The organism is Dehalococcoidales bacterium (assembly GCA_030698765.1).
Taxonomy (GTDB): Bacteria; Chloroflexota; Dehalococcoidia; order Dehalococcoidales; family UBA2162; genus JAUYMF01.
The window spans coordinates 1-17,504 of the sequence record JAUYMF010000032.1; the positions used below are offsets into that span (position 1 = coordinate 1).

A 17,504-nucleotide genomic window follows, 5' to 3' on the forward strand; every position below is an offset into this window, starting at 1 on the left:
AATCCTAGTTGACAGTGGTAACCTGGTGCGTTAGAATTAGTTTGGCTGCCGAGCAGAGGAGGTGTGGTTATGATAGAAATGAGTATTGATAGCATACGAGTGAGCTTGATGAATTATCAGAGGGTGGTGATTCTGAAGGAGAAGCTGGCAGACCGTTACCTGCCCATCTGGATTGGTCCGGCGGAGGCAGATGCCATCGCGGTAGAGCTACAGGGAGTCAGTGTCCCCAGACCCTTGACTCATGATTTGTTACGCTCAGTTATTGATGCCTTCGGCGCTAAAGTCAGTTCTATTGTTGTTAATGATTTGAAGAATGACACTTTTTACGCCAAGATTACGCTTAATGTAGATGGGGAGCAGATGGAGATAGACTCCCGCCCCAGTGATGCTCTGGCACTGGCGGTCAGGGTATCGGCGCCGGTATACGTCGATGAATCAGTTATGGATAAAGCCGGTATCCTGCTGGATAAGGAAACGGGCAAACCTATTTCCGGAGACAAGGAAGATGCGGGTGGCGGTGGTGGTAGAAGGGTCAGTGAAGATGAGATGAAAAGACTGTCCGCCTTCCAGGATTTCATAGATACTCTTAACTGGGATGATTTTGATAAGCACAAGTCTTAGGACTGTGGCGGTATCGGCATTAAGTAAGGTGTGACTCAGTAAAGGACCCTATGACTGGATAAGCTCTTAGGGTTTTTTAATGACTAAGATTAATACCGGATAATAAAAAAACTTGATAGCTCTGTGCCGTAGAACGAGCTGAGCATCCGGGTGGAAACTTGAAGCGGACAGGCGGGTTTGATATGCTGCCGGTGTCATGAGCAGGTTGGTTGCGGCCTTAAGGCTGATAGGGGTGGGATGGTATGTCGGGGTGAGTATAATACTGGGCGTGCTCGGTGGTTTATGGCTTGATGATAAATTTAATAGCCGGCCTTTTCTGGTAATAGCCGGCTTGGTGCTGGGTATTATCGTTGCTTTTTATGGTGTTTATCGGATGATTCTGCCCAATATCAATAAGAAGAGAAGCGAGAGGAAAAAGTAGTGCCGAAGAAGAGTTTGCTCGGCTGCTCTTTCCCTCTGGCTATCGGGGTCATTCTGGCGCTGCTGGCGCTCTTTTTGCTTGGCTTCGCCAGTGGTCCTCTGGGGGCGAGCGTTTTCGGCGACCTGGGGCTGCCGGACTGGCTCAGTGTATCCCAACCGCACCCCGAACTACCGGCCGAGGTTATCTTCCATGTGCTGGAATTTCCGGTAACCAACAGTGTTATTGCGACCTGGGTTACGGTTCTAGTGCTGGTCGGTTTTTCTTACGCGGTTAGCCGCCGGGTGAGGATCATACCGCGAAGGTGGCAGGGCCTGCTGGAGTTTATTCTCGGGTCACTGCTTAGTTTCTGCCAGAGCGTCGCCGGGGAAAGAAACGGCGTCCGTTTCTTTCCGGTAGTGGCGACCATTTTTCTCTTTGTCGGCTTTAACGCCTGGCTGGCTCTGCTGCCGGGGTTTGGCTCAATAGTCGTTCATACCGGGCATGGTGAGGCACATTTGCTGCGGGCGGCCAATACTGATATTAATACGCCTTTAGCCGTCGCTCTGATGTCTTTTGTTTTTGTTGAGTATTTCGGGATCAGAATGCTGGGAGCCGGGTATATGAAGAAGTTCTTTAATTTCGGCCAGTTTTTATCCGGTTTGGGACAGCTGGCCAGGGGCAGGCCGCTTACCGGTCTGAGCGGAATATTCAACGGTATCATTCAGATCTTTATCGGTCTGATAGAATTTTTGAGTGAAATGGTGCGCGTTGTTAGCTTTACTCTCCGTCTGTTCGGCAATATGACAGCCGGAGAAATACTCCTTCTAATGGCGGTATTCCTGGTTCCCTATTTATTCGCGCTGCCTTTTTACGGGCTTGAGTTGCTGGTCGGATTTGTCCAGGCGCTTATCTTCGGTGGCCTGACTCTGATTTTCCTTACTGTGGCGGTTACTCCTCATAGCCATGAAGGTCATGAAAAATAATCTTGCTCTGATTTAATATAATCTGAAAAATATAGAAGGAGGTAGATAATGGAACCTGAAGTGATTAAAATGTTGGCGGTGGGAATGGCAGCGGGACTGGGAATGCTGGGGCCGGCGCTGGCTATCGGCCTTATCGGTTTTTCTGCCTTGACGGGTATTGCCCGTAACCCCGAAGCGAGCGGTCCCATAATGACAAACATGATCCTGGTCACTGCTTTCGCTGAAGCTATCGGGATCTATGTCCTGATTATCGCTATTATCATGGCCATGATCGCGTAAGTAATTAATGTTAATAAGGGGGTAGTTATGGGACAGGATGGTCTGCCTATTTCGATAGTGGTTTTATTTCTGGGCGTTATTCTGGGAGTAATGTCCTTTGTCGGACTGATAACGGCGTTGATATTCACGGCATAAACCCGGTTGAGAGGTGTTTAGATTATGGAAGGATTGGCTGCCCTGGGTATAAGTCTGCCATCATTGCTGGCACAGATTGTCAATTTTGGCATCCTCTTTGTGCTGCTCCGTCTGGTAGCTTATAAGCCGATAATGAGAATACTTGATGAGCGTGCCGGTAAAGTGAAAGAGAGTATGGAACAGACCGAGCGCATCAAGGAGCAGGCCGCTCACGCCGAGGAAGAGGTGAAAAAACAGATAGAGGCCGCCAGCAAAGAGGGGCAGGAAGTAATTGCCCGGGCGGTGCGTACCGGGGAGGAGGCTAGGCAACGGGCGCAGCAGGAAGCCAGAACAGAAGCCGAGGCCCTTATCACCAGGGCGCAGGCGGATATTCAGAGGGAGAGGGATGAGGCTATCGGGGAACTGCGCAAGGAGTTTGCTGACCTGACGATACTGGCGGCGGAAAAAGTCATCAGTCGTTCGCTGGATAAGGAAGCACACCGTGAACTTATCGAGAAGTCCCTGGAAGACAGCTCTTCTCTGAAGAGAGGTTAGCTTACTTCGTATCGGAAATTGTAGCCGGTGCGGGTTATCGGTTTACAGAAGAATCCCCTGGTATGGAGGTAGGTCTGGCGCCGCGGGAAAAGTAAGGTAGTCCCGGGGAAGGAGATAGAGTTGAAAGGCAACAATGCGATGCGCTATGCGCGGGCAGTATTTCAGTTGGCTCTGGAGCGGGGAGATCTCGACAGGTGGCAATCTGATCTGACTGCTCTTGCCATTCTTGGCAAAAATGCCGAACTGCTGGCGCTCTTTGAGAATCCCAGGCTCCATTTTGAAGATAAAACCAGGTTGCTTGCCGGACAACTCGGTGATATAAATCCCCTGGCCAGGAATCTGATTCACCTGCTGTTGTCCAAGGACAGTTTGGGTATAATAAGTCATATCGCCGAACATTACCGGCAGTTATTGAATGACTACCGTGGTATTGCAGAGGCTGAGGTTATTACTGCCGTCCCTCTGGATGATGAAGATAAGCAAAGACTGGCGGAACGTCTGGGGGATATCGTTGACCGGAAGGTAGTCGTCCGCCTGGTAACGGACCCCGGTCTGATAGGGGGATTTGTAGCCAGGGTTAGCGGCAAACTTATTGATGGCAGTACGCGTGGCCGCCTGGAGGCTTTGAAGAAAGAGTTAAGCAGGGTGTCCAAATAGTGCCGGGTAGCCGGTTTGTAAAAAGGTAAGAGGGGAGATAGCGAGATGACAACAAGAGGGCAAGACATTGTTGCGGTCATTAAGCAGCAGATTGAGCAGTTTGGCATCAACACCACTATGATTGACGTGGGCACGGTGGTTGAGATTGGTGATGGCATTGCTCATATTCATGGTTTATCCGCGGCCAAGTATAATGAGCTGCTCCAGTTTCCCAACGAGATTATGGGGATTGCCATGAACCTGGAAGAAGATAGCGTGGCCGCCATTATCCTTGGCGATTTTACTAAAATCAAAGAGGGAGACGAGGTGCGGCGTACCGGCCGGATTGTGGAAGTCCCGGTAGGTGATGGTATGGTCGGGCGGGTGGTTGACCCTCTGGGGCGTCCTCTGGACGGTAAAGGGCCTATTAAGAGCGATAAGACGCGCGCGGTAGAGCGGGTGGCGCCTAATGTTGCCGTACGTGCTTCAGTAAATACCCCGGTGCATACCGGCATCAAGGTAATAGACAGCCTGATCCCCATAGGCCGGGGACAGCGGGAGCTTATTATTGGTGACCGTTCCACGGGAAAGACAGCAATTACGCTGGATACGATTATTAATCAGAAGGATGGCGATTTAATCTGTATATATGTTGCCATCGGGCAGAAAACATCCAACGTGGCACGGGTGGTGGCGACGCTGGAAAAGTATGGGGCGATGAAGCATACGGTGGTGGTGGCCGCCACCGCCTCTGATGCTGTTGCCATGCAATATCTGGCTCCTTATTCCGGTTGTGCCATCGGAGAGGAGTTTATGGAGCAGGGCAGGGACGCCCTGGTGGTCTATGATGACCTCTCCAAGCACGCCTGGGCTTACCGTCAGCTTTCATTACTTTTGCGCCGTCCTCCGGGGCGGGAGGCATATCCCGGGGATGTCTTCTACCTGCATAGCCGTTTGCTGGAAAGAGCTGCCAAACTGAATGATGAACGGGGCGGGGGTTCTCTTACCGCTTTACCTATTATCGAGACACAGGCGGGTGATGTATCCGCCTATATCCCGACTAATGTTATCTCCATCACTGACGGGCAGATTTACCTGGAATCAGACCTCTTTAATGCCGGACAAAGGCCGGCGTTGAATGTTGGTTTATCGGTCTCCCGGGTAGGAAGCGCTGCCCAGACCAAGGCGATGAAGCAGGTAGCGGGCAGGCTCAGGCTGGAGCTGGCCCAGTACCGGGAACTGGCTGCCTTCGCTCAGTTTGGTACTTCCGAGCTGGACCAGGCAACCAGAGACCAGCTTGAGCGTGGACGGCGCGTTACCGAGGTACTGAAACAGGGTCAGTACAGTCCGATACCGGGGGCGCAGCAGGTTATGATTCTATATGCGGCCATCAACGGTTATCTGGATGATGTTGACGTTGACCAGATCAGCGCTTTTGAGGTCAACTTTAGCCGGTTCATGGATATCAGCCACCATGAGATAATCGATAGTATTGTCAAGACAAAGGATATTATCGCAGAGACGGCGGAGGCCTTGAAGGCGGCTATTGTAGAGTTCAAGCAGGGAGCAAAATTATCAGCGTGAGGACGAAGATTGGCTAATATCCGTTTAGTTCGACGCCGGATACGGGGCATTCAGAGCATTGCCAAGATTACCCGGGCTATGGAGATGATTGCCACCTCCAAGATGAGGCGAACACAGGAGCGTAGTTTGGCCGGTCGCCCCTATGCGGAGAAGATTCGCCAGGTGATTGCTGACCTGGCCGCTCTACCGGCTGAGGGCAGGGAGTTGCACCCCTTGATGCAGCGCCGGCCGGTGAATAAAATCGCCATAGTGCATATTACCCCTGACCGCGGTCTGTGCGGCGGGCTTATCGCCAATATCAACCGCCTTACGGCTGCTTTTATACTGGAGAGAAATGTCCCGAGTACGGTTATCAATGTTGGTCGTAAGGGACTGGACTTTATGCGGCGGCACGGACGTGATATTCGCGCTGAATTCACCTGGCTGGGTGACCAGCCGGGACTGCTCGATACCGTCCCGATTTCACGTGTTATCATTGATGACTACACTAACGGCGTTATTGACGCCGTCTATTTGTCTTACACCAAGTTTGTCTCGGTGATGGTACAGAAACCGGTGGTGGAGCCATTGCTGCCGGTAGAACCTGCGGAAATACCCGGCGTGCAGAATGTAGATTATATCTATGAATCAGGTTCGGATGTGGTGCTGGCCGGACTGCTGCCGCGGTTTGTGGAGATGGAGATCTATCATGCTATCCTGGAAGCTATCGCCAGCGAGCAGTCTGCCAGAATGGTGGCGATGCGGAACGCTACGGAAAGCGCCGGAGATCTGGTTGATGATTTGACCCTAATGTATAATAAAGCCCGCCAGGAGATGATCACTAAAGAACTCCTCGATATTACCGGCGGAGTGGCCGCCTTGCTTGGTTAGCGAATGACTTTTTCAATGGCAGGCACTGGCGGTATCTGAAGATGATAAGTACCCTGAAGTAAGAAAAGGTTGTGAGGTGAGAAATGGCAAAGGGTGAAGTAGTACAGGTAATCGGTACGGTAGTGGACGTTGAGTTCCCTCCGGACGCGTTGCCGTCACTTTTTAATGCTATCGAGGTTAACAGTGATGGCGAAAGGTTTGTGCTTGAAGTCCAAGAGCATATCGGCAATAACTGGGTGCGGTGTCTGTCACTATCGCCTACCGAGGGACTGCAGCGAGGCGTTGAGGCGGTAGATACCGGGGCGCCACTGAGTGTCCCGGTGGGTAAGTCCACCCTGGGGCGTTTGTTTAATGTTATGGGTGAACCTCTGGACAATCTCGGTGAGGTTAAAGCTGAAGAAAAGTGGCAAATCCATCGTGCTCCGCCGACCTTGGAGGAACAGGAGACTTCTACCGAGATGCTGGAGACCGGACTCAAGGTTATTGACCTGATCTGTCCCTTTACCAAGGGAGGCAAGGTAGGCGCTTATGGTGGCGCCGGAGTGGGCAAGACGGTTATTATTCAGGAGCTTATACGTAATATCGCCACGGAGCACGGGGGTTTCTCAGTCTTTACCGGTATCGGGGAGCGCTCTCGTGAGGGTAATGACCTGTGGCAGGAAATGAAGTCATCCGGGGTTATTGATAAGACCGTGCTGGTTTTCGGCCAGATGAATGAGCCACCGGCGGTGCGCTTTAACGTCGGGCTGACTGGACTGACCATGGCGGAATACTTCCGTGATGTCGAGGGGCAGGACGTTTTGCTGTTTATTGATAACATTTACCGCTATACCCTGGCAGGCATGGAAGTATCCGCCCTGCTGGGACGCATGCCCTCAGCCGTAGGCTATCAGCCGACACTGGCCACCGAGGTTGGTGAGCTGGAGGAAAGGATTACCTCTACCAAGAAGGGTTCAATAACCTCTTTCCAGGCAGTTTACGTACCGGCTGATGATTATACTGACCCGGGTGTGGCGACCACCTTTGGCCATCTTGATGCTGTGATTGCCCTGGAGCGGTCTATCGCTGAGCAGGGCTTATACCCGGCGGTTGACCCGCTGACTTCAACCTCAAGAATACTTGACCCCAATATTGTGGGTGAAGAGCACCATAACGTCGCCCGGGGGGTACAGCAGGTGCTACAGCGCTATAAAGACCTTCAGGATGTCATCGCAATCCTCGGTATTGAAGAACTGAGTGATGAGGACAAGGTCACGGTAGCCCGCGCGCGCCGGATACAGAGATTTTTATCCCAGCCCATGTTTGTAAGTGAAGTCTTTACCGGCCGGCCGGGGAGGTATGTTTCAATTGCGGAGACGGTACGCGGTTTTAAGGAGATACTGGAAGGGAAGCATGATACGCTGCCGGAACAGGCCTTTTTTATGGTGGGAACCATAGACGAGGCAGTGGAAGCAGCCAGGAAACTGGAGGCACAGAGCAGTGTCTAGCATCAGGCTCGATATTGTTACCGCCGAGCGGTCAATCTATTCAGATGATGTTGAAATGGTCATCGCTCCCGGTATTGAAGGTCAACTGGGAATCCTGCCGCATCATACGCCACTGATGACTATTTTGCAGCCGGGTGAGTTACGCGTGAAGAAGAGCGGCACGGAGTTTTCCCTGGCTATCTCCGGTGGCTTTCTTGAGGTACGCCCGGACCGTATTATAGTGCTGGCTGACGCCGCTGAAAGGGCTGAGGAGATAGACCTGGCCCGCGCCGAGGAAGCCAAGCGTCGTGCCCAGGAACGCCTGGCTCACCGCACCCCTGAGGTAGACCTGGCTCAAGCCGAGGCGGCGCTGCGGCGCTCACTAACTAGACTCAGGGTAGCTGAAAAGAGGAGAAGAAGGCAGACGACGATGTAAGACTGCCGGAGAGAAAAAGGTGAGCTATTCGGCGGCCGGAATTTTTATCCGGCCGCTTTCTTGTTTAAGTTCAGTAAACCTTCGATAGGCTCAATAACGAGGTAATTTCCCTCAATGTTGATGGACTGTACCACGTCCTCAATCGCCGGGATGAGAATTTCCTCGTTATTTGCGCTGACTACATAATTATCATTGCCCGGCGTTGATAGAATGTCAATTATCTTTCCCAGAAGCTCTCCACCAGTTGTCCGCACCTCCAGCCCGATAACCTGAAAATGGTAGTATTCTCCTTCAGGTAGAGGGTCAAGCTGGTTACGGTCTATTTCGAGTAACTGCCCCGTCAGCTTCTCGGCTTCTTTAAGGCTGTCGATTGCGTGCAGTTTGACGAGGGCTTTCCCTTTGTGCCACTGGATGCCGTCAATGGTAACCGGTTGCCCGTTGATGTAAACACGGGAAGAGGGAGCGAAACGCTGGGGGAAATCAGTGGTTACTTCCACTCTCACTTTCCCCCCGGCGCTCCAGGGACCCAGTATTTTGCCGATGGTGATATATTCCGGTTGGGATGTTTTCATGCTTTATTCAGTAACTAAACAGGACTACTCGATGGCATAGACATTACCATCATAAGAGGCAATGTAGATTGTTCCGTTGACCACAGCCGGTGATGAGACTATCTGGTTGGCAAATGGAATGTCCCAGAGCTTTTCCCCGCTGGCGGCATCGATAGCGTAGAATATCCCGCCTTCACTGCCCACAAAAACAGCGGTATCGGTCACAGCCGGTGATGACCTTATGGTACTATCGGCTTCGAACTCCCAGATTCGCTGGTGCTTCTCCAGGTCTACAGCTACCAGCCGGTTGTCCGAGCCTGCGTACAGGGTACCGTTGGCTATCGCCGGAGATGAACTGCCGGTGCCGCCAATCTTGATACCCCAGAGAAAACCGGACTGGGGTGGTGGTTGGGGTATTCCGGGAATACCCATCAGCCAAAGCTGCGTCCAGTGGGGTTTAAGGGCGTGTTCGTGTGGCCAGCTCCGGGCGTACCCGTCAACGGCAAATAGCGAGCCATCGGAATGGATAAAGTATACGGTACTCCCGTTTACCACCGGAGAAGAATAGACCGGATAATGTGACAGAAAGCGCAGCCGGAACCGGCCGTCCCTGGTGTCCAGAGCATAGCTGAAGTCACTTCCTGTCCCGGCGTAGAGGATGCCGTTGGCTACTACCGGAGATGATTTCACGATGCCTCTGGTCCTGTAGTCCCATATTTTGGTTCCGTCTTTGCTATCCAGGGCATAGAGATAATAATCATCCCCGCCAAAATAAACGACCCCGTTGGCTACCGCCGCGGCTGATGTTATCGCGTATTGTGTCTTGAAGTCCCAGAGTTTTTTACCGGTACCAGCATCGAGTGCATATAGTTTGCTGTCGTTTGAACCGAAATAGACGACACCGTCAGCGACTACCGGCGAGGAATCGACCCAGCTGTCCGTGGTGAACTCCCAGCGTTTAGCGCCGGTATTTGCGTCCAGAGCGTAGAGCTTGTTGTCTCTGGAACCGATATAGACGGTGCCGTTGGCTACTGCCGGTGAGGAGTGTACGGCGCCACCGGTGGGAAAGACCCATTTTATCTCGCCCCGGGGTAGAATACCATTTGAGTTGGCGTTACCGGAGCGCCCCAGGTCATGCTGGAACATAGCCCATTGACCGGTCACCGAGCTGGAATTGACGCTTTGAGGGGGCTTTGAGATCTTGTCAGTTAACGAGTAGAAACCGAGGAAAACGCCAACAGCCAGGATGATGGGAGGGGTAAGAATGAGAGCGATTAGCTTGATTAATTTTTTGCGCTTGAGACGGGCTAACCTTCCTTTAGACACTTCCCGGGCTTTCTGGAAGGAGAATGCCGGGGTATCACGGAGTACGGCTCCCCAGCAATGTTCGCAGAGCCATGTCCCGGCGGGGTTAGGCTGATGGCACACGGGGCAGATAACCCAGTTCCCTGCGGTCTCAGTTGAATCCCGGGCTGGCTCCGGATCCTGGTTGGAGATATTCTTTGCGATGGGGTTGTCCCCGTTCATAGCGATGCGTTTCTGGATAAAGACAAGGAAGCCTCATCACTGAGGCTTTGAGAGGACTGCCTTTGCTACCCAACCTTCCCTTTTATTGACAAAGGGCTTCCTCAGTTCATGTCTTGGGGAAGCCCGAAGCGGTTTGACTTGATAACTTAAGTATCCTCAGAGATCAGCTTACACAATCTCGAGGATGGCTCTGGTGCCTGTTTTGGCTGCTTTTACCCGTACCAGTGTGCGCATAGCTTCAGCGATACGGCCTTGTTTACCGATAACTCTACCTTTATCATCGTCAGCAACCTGCAGCTTGAGTGTTATACCCTGTTCAGTAGTTTCTTCAGTAACCACAACATCATCGGGTGAATTGACAATCGATTTGGCGATGTATTCAACTAGCTCTTTCATGTTTTCTCCTTGATGGTTTTGAACTTCTCCAGGATGTTGGTTTTGGTCAGTAATCTGGCAGCAGTAGCCGTTGGTTGGGCACCCTGTCCGAGCCAGTATAGAGCTTGTTCTTCGTTGATAACGACTGTCTCCGGGTCAGTTAATGGATTGTAATGGCCGATGATGCTGATGAACGCCCCGTCACGGGGGGCTCGGGAATCGGCTACCACCAGCCGATAGCTTGGTCTGTTCCGGGCTCCTGTTCTGCGTAGTCTAATTTTTACCATCTTCGTTCTAGGATAGTATGCGCTATAAATAGTTGGCTGTCAATAGCGCGCCGCAGCGCTGCCTGATTCAACAGCGGAAAGACTGCAATACACCATCCCCTAGTCTGGCCGTGGGGAGATTGCCAGTACCGGTAAGCCGGATTCACGGATAACCTCGTCAGTGGTGCTGCCCAGGATAGCTCTCTTGATGCCACTCTTGCCATGGGTCATCATCACCACCAGCCCCACGTTTTCCTGGTGGCAAAACTGTACGATAGCCTTGCCCGGAACTCCCGCCACAACGTGGATGGAACTCTTGACGCCCCGAGCGGTTACCTGCTCGAGCTTCGTCTTCAGGTATCGCCTGGCGGTCTCGACATTCCTTTTATCTTTTAAGTGCGCTGTGTCTTTGGCAATCTCGCTGACCTCCGCGCTCAGTGATATCGGGTGTTCAGGGGTTGCCGCGGTTATCACCCGTATCAGAACCACCTCCGCACTGAAGCGTTTTGCTATCTCGATGGCGTAGTCAAGCGCCTGCCCGCCAAACCGCGTCCCGTCCAGGCAAACAAGAACTCTCTCAAACATGCAGGGTCTCCTTTTTGCGGTAGCGGCAAGTTTTACCAGGCTCTTTTTCTTCCGCCGGGAGTGTCATCCCGGGTCTATCCAGCCGCTGTATGGTGCTAATATAGATAGAATAAACCAGTCTTGTCAAGCAATATGATAGCAAGGTTCTGTTTGCATTTGGTTGGTTTTATTTGTCATTGCGAGGAGTCCGCCTCCGGTGGACGACGTGGCAATCTGGGGGTAAGGGATAATTCCGCCCCCGCCGAGATTGCTTCGCCTTCCGCCTGCGGCGGAATGGTCTCGCAATGACACCGCCAACCAAAACCGAATAATACCGATAGCAAAGAAGCTTGACATTGAGGCGGTGAAGCGAGCGCATGAGAGGAATCGCTGGTTAGGCTCCGGTTAAACCGAAAAGAGACGCGATAGCCATAGTCGCCACGATAGCTACTATCGCCAGCCCAGGTAGAACGAGAGACATGATAGCATCCCGCTTCAGGTTACGTGTTGGGCTACGAAAGCGCCAGGCTGCGAAACATGCGCTCGTTGTCAAGAGTACACCCCATGCTCCAAGTAAGAAAATGTTGGCCGGAAATAGTCTGCGTACTGACGCAATGGCGGGACTGATGGTTACCAGGAAGTAAGCGAGGGCCAGGATAGAAGCTACTATCTCGGAAGTTGCCACAATATGCAGCAGGCGACTCCTCATGCCGCCGATTCTGAAGAGATTGGACAGCCAGCTTGAACTGATTGCTGCCAGAAGCCCCACTACCATTATGGTCAGGCTGTTGCTGACGGCTTCATGGACAATCAGTCCCAGGGCGAACACCGGGAGTGAACCGAAGATGCTCGCGACCAGCGTCACAACGAAAGTTACCAACCATTGAAGAATCCTGTTCAAATAGGTTTCCCCCCCGTTTGTCCTGTCAGTATATACCTTCCCGGTCAAATTAAAGAAATCTCAGACTTCTATCTTTTTACCACGTCATTAAGGATTATACATTTAAGCTTGCGTTGTCCTCAAGGTTTGGTACTCAAATTAGATACATCAGAAGTCTGCCGTAACGGTCGAATACATTGAAGCCAGGAAACAAATAGGATAAAGTTGTCTATATGGAAATAACAGCGATTTCATGGCATGGCCTGACGCCGGAAGAAGCATTATCAAAAATAGGCTCCAGCCTGTCCGGTCTGACAGCAACCGAGGCCGGAGAACGCCTGGTCAAGTACGGGGCGAATGAGTTAAGAGGCAAAAAGAAGCCATCTCTCATCAAGGTCTTTCTGCGGCAATTTCTCAGTCCGTTGATATACGTTCTACTGGCGGCCGGCATTATTTCCCTGGTATCACAGCTATTCACCGGGGAAGAGCATTTCATCGATGCCGTCGTTATCTTTGGCGTGATTATTCTGAACGCGGCAATCGGGACGTTTCAGGAAAGCCAGGCGGAGAAAGCGATGGAAGCGCTACTGGAGATGGCGGCGCCGAGAGCTAAAGTAAGACGTAATGGGCATATCGATACCATACCTGCCCGCGAGATAGTGCCCGGCGATATCTTGCTTTTCGAAACCGGGGATAAGGTTTCGGCGGATGTCAGACTTCTGGAAAGCGTTAACTTAAAAGTCAACGAGTCTGCGCTGACCGGAGAATCGGCCCCCGTGGAAAAGCAAATCGCTCCCGTACCGGAAGACGCCATTGTTAGCGAAAGAGTAAATATGCTCTTCATGAGTACTACCATCACCAGCGGCAGGGCTACCGGTGTTGCCGTGCTGACCGGTATGGGAACCGAGATTGGGAAGATAGCGACCGGACTCGAAGAGGCCACACAGGAAGACACGCCGTTACAACGCAATATCAAGAAACTGAGTCAATATCTGGTCTTTGTTTTCCTTGGGGTAAGCGCCCTTCTGGTGGCGGTTGGTTTGATCCGGGGACTTGGACTCTTCGATCTGTTCATGCTGGCAATAGCGGCAGCCGTCGCTTCCATCCCTGAAGGTCTTCCGGCCGTGGTGACCGTCGTGCTTGCTATCGGTATGCGGACTATGGCGCGCCGTAATGCCATTATCCGCAAGCTGGTAGCCGTTGAGACCCTCGGTTCAGCCACGGTTATCTGTACCGACAAGACCGGTACGTTGACCTTGAACCAGATGACCGTCCGGAGGCTTTTCTCGGACGGTCAATTCATCGAGATTACCGGTGAAGGCTACGAGCCGGAAGGCGAATTCAGACAAAATGGGCAGTCAATCAAGCTGGACAAGGACAACCAGGTAACTCTGCTCCTGCGCGCAGGAGCGCTGTGTAACGATGCCTCGTTGACAGAGGGTAATGGGAAACATGGTATATTTGGCGACCCTACCGAAGGGGCGCTGGTGGTAGCCGCTGCGAAAGCCGGATTGCAGCAGGGTGATCTGCGGGACAAGTATCCACGAATAGCCGAGCTTCCTTTTGCCAGCGAAAAGCAATATATGGTCACCCTGCACTATATGGCAACGCTGCATTCGGAAGAGGGACACTCGACGGCTTTCGTCAAGGGTTCACCGGAAAAGATACTTGCCTATAGCCGGTATATCCTGAAAAACAATCATGCGGCGCCGATAACGGAATCTGATCGTAAGGAAATAGCGGAAGCCGCATCGAATATGGGGACGGATGCTTTAAGGGTAATCGCCATCGCCTACCGCGATTTTCCGGATGGGCCGGACAGGTTGACTGATGAGAATGTCCAGGATAACCTGACCTTTATCGGACTCGCCGGTATGTCAGACCCGCCCCGGCAGGAGGCCAGGGAAGCAATCGCTTTATGCCGACAGGCCGGCATAAAGGTAAAGATGATAACCGGTGATAACAAGATTACGGCGGAATCGATAGCTCGCCAGATCGGTATTCCTCCGGGGAAGGCAATAACGGGGGCTGAATTGCAAAAAATGAGCGATGAAGAACTGGCCGCCGATATAGAAAACATCTCGGTTTTTGCACGCATCGAGCCGCTGCATAAGCTGAGGATAGTAAACGCCCTCAAGGCTGACGGGGAAATCGTGGCGATGACCGGGGATGGTGTTAATGATGCTCCGGCATTAAAAGCGGCTGATATTGGAGTTGCCATGGGTATCACTGGAACGGATGTCGCCAAAGAGGCCAGTGATATGGTACTGGCGGACGATAACTTCGCTTCCGTGGTCTCGGCCGTGGATGAGGGCCGGGCTATTTTCACCCGGCTGAGAAACGTCCTTTTTTATACGTTGAATACAAACTTAAGCGAGCTGGTGACCCTGATACTGGCCCTGGTATTCGTCGGGCAGTCGCCTTTGTTGGCAGTCCAGATTCTCTGGGTAAACCTGGTCACGGATACTGCCGGAGATATTCCGCTTGGCATGGAGCCCAAATTCGGTGATGAACTCAAGCAACCGCCTCGCGACCCAAGAATCGGCCTTATCTATCCCGGATTAATCATGAGGATTATGGTAATGGCGTTATTGATCGGACTGGGCACTTTCCTGATTTTCCGCTGGGCGGAAACAAGGATGAGTATTGAAGAGGCCCGGACGCTGGCCTTCTGCGCTATCGTCGCTTTCGAATGGTTGATGGCTTTCAGCGCCCGCTCTGATGAGCACACCGTTTTCCATCTGGGCGTTTTCCGTAACCGCGCCCTGGTCATATCTATCAGTGTCGCCGTGCTGCTGCAAATGGCGGTGGTCTATGTGCCCTTCCTGCAAGTGGCGTTCGATACCTTTCCGTTGACGCTGGGTGACTGGGTTATTGTGGTGCTGGCAGCCGGAGGGTTATTCGCGCTTGAGGAGGGGCGTAAAGCTTTCTTCCCGAAATTATATAGCTCAGGAAAATATAAACCGGTTGAGAGCGCTTAATTAAAGTTAAAGGTAAAATCATCAAGTTTGTCAGATAGAGGTAAGAAGAGGAAAGCCTGAAGGAACTCAGTTCCTTCAGGCTTTCTTAACGTGTTGAGGGAGCGACAGGGCTTACTACTTGGGGAGGGTTTGGGAATGAGCCAGGATATCAATGATATCCTGAATGCTCCATTGCTGCTCCACGCCAGAGGGCATGCCAGTTCCGGGCTGCCCGAAGCGCACCTTGTGTATGAACTCCCAGGGATTATCCAGGGCTATAGTACCTAAATACTCCGGATCTTCTGTACTTCCGAAGTTGAGCATCTTACCGTCTGCCCCGTGGCAAGCAACACAATTACTGTCATAAAGCTGTTTGCCCTTGGCAGCGTCGGCTGACTTGGGTGCTTTGGTAGTGTAGTCAATATACTGGGTCTCGTCTATCACCGCCCCTACCTTGAGGAAGGCAGCCAGGGCGGAAATCTGTCCGTCGTTAAGATAGGCGGAGAAATCATGGTTGGGGTTGGTTGAGCCTTTGAGTGCGCCTGCCAGATCAGCTTCCGTCTTGGTTGCGGCAGCAGCAGAAACACCGGGGAAGCCAGTGAAATGCGAACCTTTACTATAAGCGCCATCTTTGCCTTTGTAATCCCAGCCATGGCACTCTTTGCAACGCCAGGTATCCCTGCCGGTCCGCGTATTGGTGGTCTGACTGGCCCAGAGGGGTGAATTCCCCTCAGGGGTTTCCACTTGCGCCGTCTTAATCCAGTTGTCGTAGAGCTTTCCTCCCAGAGCCAAAGTAGCCGGGCTCGGTGCCGCCGGAGTTGTTGGCTGAGTGGGCGTCGTTGGAGTTGTCGGTGTTGTTGGGGGAGAGGGTTCAGACGGGGCGCAGGCAAGAGCCAGCCACGCCAGCGCCAGTAGCATTGGCACCCCCAAAATGGTCCATTTTTTCATGTTGCAAACCTCCTAACTTTTCCTGAGTACCTGACCTGGTGTCAGGTCAAGCCTGTCTTGCTCATTAACATTGTGCCGATGTGGGGTTCCATTTGTGCCGGAAGCTGTGAGAGTGATGATAAGACACATTATCGCATAATATACCACAGACGATGTTCTTTGTCAAAGGGACGTATACAAGGGGAAATGAACCTGGAACAGTGACAGAAAGACGTCTCACAATCGATACGACAACAGGTTTCTTGAGTGCCGGTAGCACCGCGTACCGGATTACTATGGCCCGCCTACCGTGGTAACAGGGACAATGAATAGAATAACTGCCCACATGACGACCCCCGCAGCAACGGCAGCCGCGCTGATTACCTTATTTCGAGTCCCTTCACTCTTAAGATAGCCTACGATACCACCGACGACAAGGGCAGCCCCAAGTACAGCTAGTACAGTTATTATGAAGAATTCCATCGCTCTGACCTCCCGGATTGCTTATTTGGAATTGATATCCTGGATTTCGTTAATCCTGCTACGAACCGGTTCTCTAAAGTTAACCACACGGTCTCCAGGTCTCCGCCTCTTTTTTGGCGGGGTACTCTGTAGCTATGCTATTTCCCCTGGAAGGCCAATCACTGTTCCCACGGCAGAAGCTGCGCACTTGCTGGTACTATCTGGTAACTGTATCCGTCCAGGTGTCCGTATTTCCCGCCGTACTCAAATCTCCCTGTTATTCTCAGTTTCCCATGGCGTTCGGTAGGTCCCATCATCTGCTGTTGGTCGAGCTTATTGTATATATCTTTGGGAATTCCTCCGGAAACCCATATCATTCTTCCTTTCGGCACAAGATGCCCTTCTGCGAACCCCGAGTATTCAAGCCTCTCGCTAAACACGTTGATTTCAAAGCCTTGAAAGTAAAATCCTTCTATCGTGACTTCTCTGTTGTTGTATCGGCTGAGGTTAGAAAACAACCGGTCGAAGGTGACTTGCTCAGCCTTGCCCTGGCTACAGCCGGTGAAGACACCGGCTGTTATTAGCAAACAGAGGATTATCAGCGCAGCAAATCTCTTTCTATATCTATTCATTAATGATGATTGTTCCGGCATATGCCTGTAGTCATACCGGTCAGGGATCAGCCGAGATTGTCAGGATAGAGGAGTCAACCGGCTGACCACGTCTTTATCTTCTCCAAGATGAATATTCGGCATTATGACTTTAACGTATGTAACGGAACACTTTCGGCATGAACTCATCGTATAGTCCTGCGAATACCTCCCGGTTGGTACCTGTTTGGTCACTCGCATCCCGGGTCTTCCAGCCTGCCTGTTAGAATATACGAGGCAGCCGTATTAGTATTACACGCATTATCAAGAATAGTCCATTTTGTGCCTGAAAGCAAACTCAGCAAAAAAACTGACCGGGAAGAAAGTCTCTGTTTACAAGGTTGATTATTAGGGGTAAAATAGATATGGTTTTGGGCGGTTAGCTCAGTGGTTAGAGC

20 protein-coding genes are annotated in these 17,504 nt (G+C 51.9%); 11 read left to right on the forward strand and 9 right to left on the reverse strand.

Translation table 11 applies throughout. The annotated features are described in order from the left end of the window. Nucleotides 1-69 precede the first annotated feature (69 nt). The 10 genes from Q8Q07_01415 to Q8Q07_01460 all read left to right on the forward strand — a co-directional run bounded on the left by Q8Q07_01415 (nucleotide 70) and on the right by Q8Q07_01460 (nucleotide 7,944). The gene (locus Q8Q07_01415) at nucleotides 70-621 is read left to right on the forward strand and encodes a bifunctional nuclease family protein (protein ID MDP3878949.1); all 552 of its coding nucleotides are present in this window, start codon (nucleotides 70-72) and stop codon (nucleotides 619-621) included. Nucleotides 622-817: 196 nt separating this feature from the next. Next, a complete protein-coding gene (locus Q8Q07_01420) occupies nucleotides 818-1,042 on the forward strand; it encodes an AtpZ/AtpI family protein (protein ID MDP3878950.1) in 225 nt (74 codons plus the stop codon). Beyond that, a complete protein-coding gene (locus Q8Q07_01425) occupies nucleotides 1,042-2,004 on the forward strand; it encodes a FoF1 ATP synthase subunit a (protein MDP3878951.1) in 963 nt (320 codons plus the stop codon). Before Q8Q07_01420 ends, Q8Q07_01425 begins: the two co-directional genes overlap by 1 nt. A 48-nt stretch (nucleotides 2,005-2,052) precedes the next feature. After that, a complete protein-coding gene (locus tag Q8Q07_01430; GenBank protein ID MDP3878952.1) occupies nucleotides 2,053-2,283 on the forward strand; it encodes an ATP synthase F0 subunit C in 231 nt (76 codons plus the stop codon). Nucleotides 2,284-2,442: 159 nt separating this feature from the next. Then, nucleotides 2,443-2,952: a F0F1 ATP synthase subunit B gene (atpF, locus tag Q8Q07_01435; protein ID MDP3878953.1), complete on the forward strand. Its 510-nt coding sequence runs from the start codon at nucleotides 2,443-2,445 to the stop codon at nucleotides 2,950-2,952. A 120-nt stretch (nucleotides 2,953-3,072) separates the two neighbouring features. Beyond that, nucleotides 3,073-3,609 carry a F0F1 ATP synthase subunit delta gene (locus tag Q8Q07_01440; GenBank protein MDP3878954.1) on the forward strand — a complete coding sequence of 179 codons (537 nt, stop codon included), beginning with the start codon at nucleotides 3,073-3,075 and terminating at the stop codon, nucleotides 3,607-3,609. A 45-nt stretch (nucleotides 3,610-3,654) separates the two neighbouring features. After that, on the forward strand, nucleotides 3,655-5,172 hold the full coding sequence (atpA, locus tag Q8Q07_01445; protein ID MDP3878955.1) for a F0F1 ATP synthase subunit alpha: 1,518 nt from the start codon (nucleotides 3,655-3,657) through the stop codon (nucleotides 5,170-5,172). Nucleotides 5,173-5,181: 9 nt separating this feature from the next. Next, nucleotides 5,182-6,042: an ATP synthase F1 subunit gamma gene (gene atpG / locus Q8Q07_01450; protein ID MDP3878956.1), complete on the forward strand. Its 861-nt coding sequence runs from the start codon at nucleotides 5,182-5,184 to the stop codon at nucleotides 6,040-6,042. Nucleotides 6,043-6,125: 83 nt separating this feature from the next. After that, nucleotides 6,126-7,529: a F0F1 ATP synthase subunit beta gene (gene atpD / locus Q8Q07_01455; protein ID MDP3878957.1), complete on the forward strand. Its 1,404-nt coding sequence runs from the start codon at nucleotides 6,126-6,128 to the stop codon at nucleotides 7,527-7,529. Next, nucleotides 7,522-7,944, forward strand: a complete 423-nt coding sequence (locus Q8Q07_01460; GenBank protein ID MDP3878958.1) for a F0F1 ATP synthase subunit epsilon — start codon at nucleotides 7,522-7,524, stop codon at nucleotides 7,942-7,944. The genes atpD and Q8Q07_01460 overlap by 8 nt, the downstream gene beginning before the upstream one ends. A gap of 44 nt (nucleotides 7,945-7,988) precedes the next feature. On the opposite strand, the gene rimM is transcribed toward Q8Q07_01460, so the two are convergent. The 6 genes from rimM to Q8Q07_01490 all read right to left on the reverse strand — a co-directional run bounded on the left by rimM (nucleotide 7,989) and on the right by Q8Q07_01490 (nucleotide 12,107). After that, the gene (rimM, locus tag Q8Q07_01465) at nucleotides 7,989-8,516 is read right to left on the reverse strand and encodes a ribosome maturation factor RimM (protein MDP3878959.1); all 528 of its coding nucleotides are present in this window, start codon (nucleotides 8,514-8,516) and stop codon (nucleotides 7,989-7,991) included. A gap of 24 nt (nucleotides 8,517-8,540) precedes the next feature. Continuing rightward, nucleotides 8,541-10,022 carry a PQQ-binding-like beta-propeller repeat protein gene (locus Q8Q07_01470; GenBank protein ID MDP3878960.1) on the reverse strand — a complete coding sequence of 494 codons (1,482 nt, stop codon included), beginning with the start codon at nucleotides 10,020-10,022 and terminating at the stop codon, nucleotides 8,541-8,543. Between the two features lie 168 nt (nucleotides 10,023-10,190). Beyond that, nucleotides 10,191-10,418, reverse strand: coding sequence for a KH domain-containing protein (locus Q8Q07_01475; GenBank protein MDP3878961.1), 228 nt, complete (start codon nucleotides 10,416-10,418; stop codon nucleotides 10,191-10,193). After that, nucleotides 10,415-10,684 (reverse strand): 30S ribosomal protein S16, encoded by a 270-nt coding sequence (gene rpsP, locus Q8Q07_01480; GenBank protein ID MDP3878962.1) that lies wholly within the window; start codon nucleotides 10,682-10,684, stop codon nucleotides 10,415-10,417. Before rpsP ends, Q8Q07_01475 begins: the two co-directional genes overlap by 4 nt. Nucleotides 10,685-10,783: 99 nt before the next feature. Then, nucleotides 10,784-11,248, reverse strand: a complete 465-nt coding sequence (locus Q8Q07_01485) for a universal stress protein (GenBank protein MDP3878963.1) — start codon at nucleotides 11,246-11,248, stop codon at nucleotides 10,784-10,786. A 373-nt stretch (nucleotides 11,249-11,621) separates the two neighbouring features. After that, complete coding sequence (locus Q8Q07_01490; GenBank protein ID MDP3878964.1) at nucleotides 11,622-12,107, reverse strand: hypothetical protein; 486 nt, start codon at nucleotides 12,105-12,107, stop codon at nucleotides 11,622-11,624. A 233-nt stretch (nucleotides 12,108-12,340) separates the two neighbouring features. Here Q8Q07_01490 and Q8Q07_01495 point away from each other — a divergent pair, with 233 nt between their 5' ends. Beyond that, nucleotides 12,341-15,088: an HAD-IC family P-type ATPase gene (locus Q8Q07_01495; GenBank protein MDP3878965.1), complete on the forward strand. Its 2,748-nt coding sequence runs from the start codon at nucleotides 12,341-12,343 to the stop codon at nucleotides 15,086-15,088. 114 nt (nucleotides 15,089-15,202) lie between these two features. On the opposite strand, the gene Q8Q07_01500 is transcribed toward Q8Q07_01495, so the two are convergent. The 3 genes from Q8Q07_01500 to Q8Q07_01510 form a co-directional block, all read right to left on the reverse strand. Continuing rightward, on the reverse strand, nucleotides 15,203-16,015 hold the full coding sequence (locus Q8Q07_01500; GenBank protein ID MDP3878966.1) for a c-type cytochrome: 813 nt from the start codon (nucleotides 16,013-16,015) through the stop codon (nucleotides 15,203-15,205). 273 nt (nucleotides 16,016-16,288) lie between these two features. Then, nucleotides 16,289-16,477, reverse strand: coding sequence for a hypothetical protein (locus Q8Q07_01505; GenBank protein ID MDP3878967.1), 189 nt, complete (start codon nucleotides 16,475-16,477; stop codon nucleotides 16,289-16,291). Nucleotides 16,478-16,635: 158 nt separating this feature from the next. Continuing rightward, nucleotides 16,636-17,088 (reverse strand): hypothetical protein, encoded by a 453-nt coding sequence (locus Q8Q07_01510; protein MDP3878968.1) that lies wholly within the window; start codon nucleotides 17,086-17,088, stop codon nucleotides 16,636-16,638. Nucleotides 17,089-17,504 lie beyond the last annotated feature (416 nt).

Bases quoted from the DNA above. Each gene is read 5' to 3' on its own strand.
- Q8Q07_01415 (MDP3878949.1), top strand. From the start codon at position 70: ATGATAGAAATGAGTATTGATAGCATACGAGTGAGCTTGATGAATTAT.
- Q8Q07_01420 (MDP3878950.1), top strand. From the start codon at position 818: ATGAGCAGGTTGGTTGCGGCCTTAAGGCTGATAGGGGTGGGATGGTAT.
- Q8Q07_01430 (MDP3878952.1), top strand. From the start codon at position 2,053: ATGGAACCTGAAGTGATTAAAATGTTGGCGGTGGGAATGGCAGCGGGA.
- atpF (MDP3878953.1), top strand. From the start codon at position 2,443: ATGGAAGGATTGGCTGCCCTGGGTATAAGTCTGCCATCATTGCTGGCA.
- atpA (MDP3878955.1), top strand. From the start codon at position 3,655: ATGACAACAAGAGGGCAAGACATTGTTGCGGTCATTAAGCAGCAGATT.
- atpD (MDP3878957.1), top strand. From the start codon at position 6,126: ATGGCAAAGGGTGAAGTAGTACAGGTAATCGGTACGGTAGTGGACGTT.
- rimM (MDP3878959.1), bottom strand. From the start codon at position 8,516: ATGAAAACATCCCAACCGGAATATATCACCATCGGCAAAATACTGGGT.
- Q8Q07_01470 (MDP3878960.1), bottom strand. From the start codon at position 10,022: ATGAACGGGGACAACCCCATCGCAAAGAATATCTCCAACCAGGATCCG.
- Q8Q07_01475 (MDP3878961.1), bottom strand. From the start codon at position 10,418: ATGAAAGAGCTAGTTGAATACATCGCCAAATCGATTGTCAATTCACCC.
- rpsP (MDP3878962.1), bottom strand. From the start codon at position 10,684: ATGGTAAAAATTAGACTACGCAGAACAGGAGCCCGGAACAGACCAAGC.
- Q8Q07_01485 (MDP3878963.1), bottom strand. From the start codon at position 11,248: ATGTTTGAGAGAGTTCTTGTTTGCCTGGACGGGACGCGGTTTGGCGGG.
- Q8Q07_01495 (MDP3878965.1), top strand. From the start codon at position 12,341: ATGGAAATAACAGCGATTTCATGGCATGGCCTGACGCCGGAAGAAGCA.
- Q8Q07_01500 (MDP3878966.1), bottom strand. From the start codon at position 16,015: ATGAAAAAATGGACCATTTTGGGGGTGCCAATGCTACTGGCGCTGGCG.
- Q8Q07_01505 (MDP3878967.1), bottom strand. From the start codon at position 16,477: ATGGAATTCTTCATAATAACTGTACTAGCTGTACTTGGGGCTGCCCTT.
- Q8Q07_01510 (MDP3878968.1), bottom strand. From the start codon at position 17,088: ATGAATAGATATAGAAAGAGATTTGCTGCGCTGATAATCCTCTGTTTG.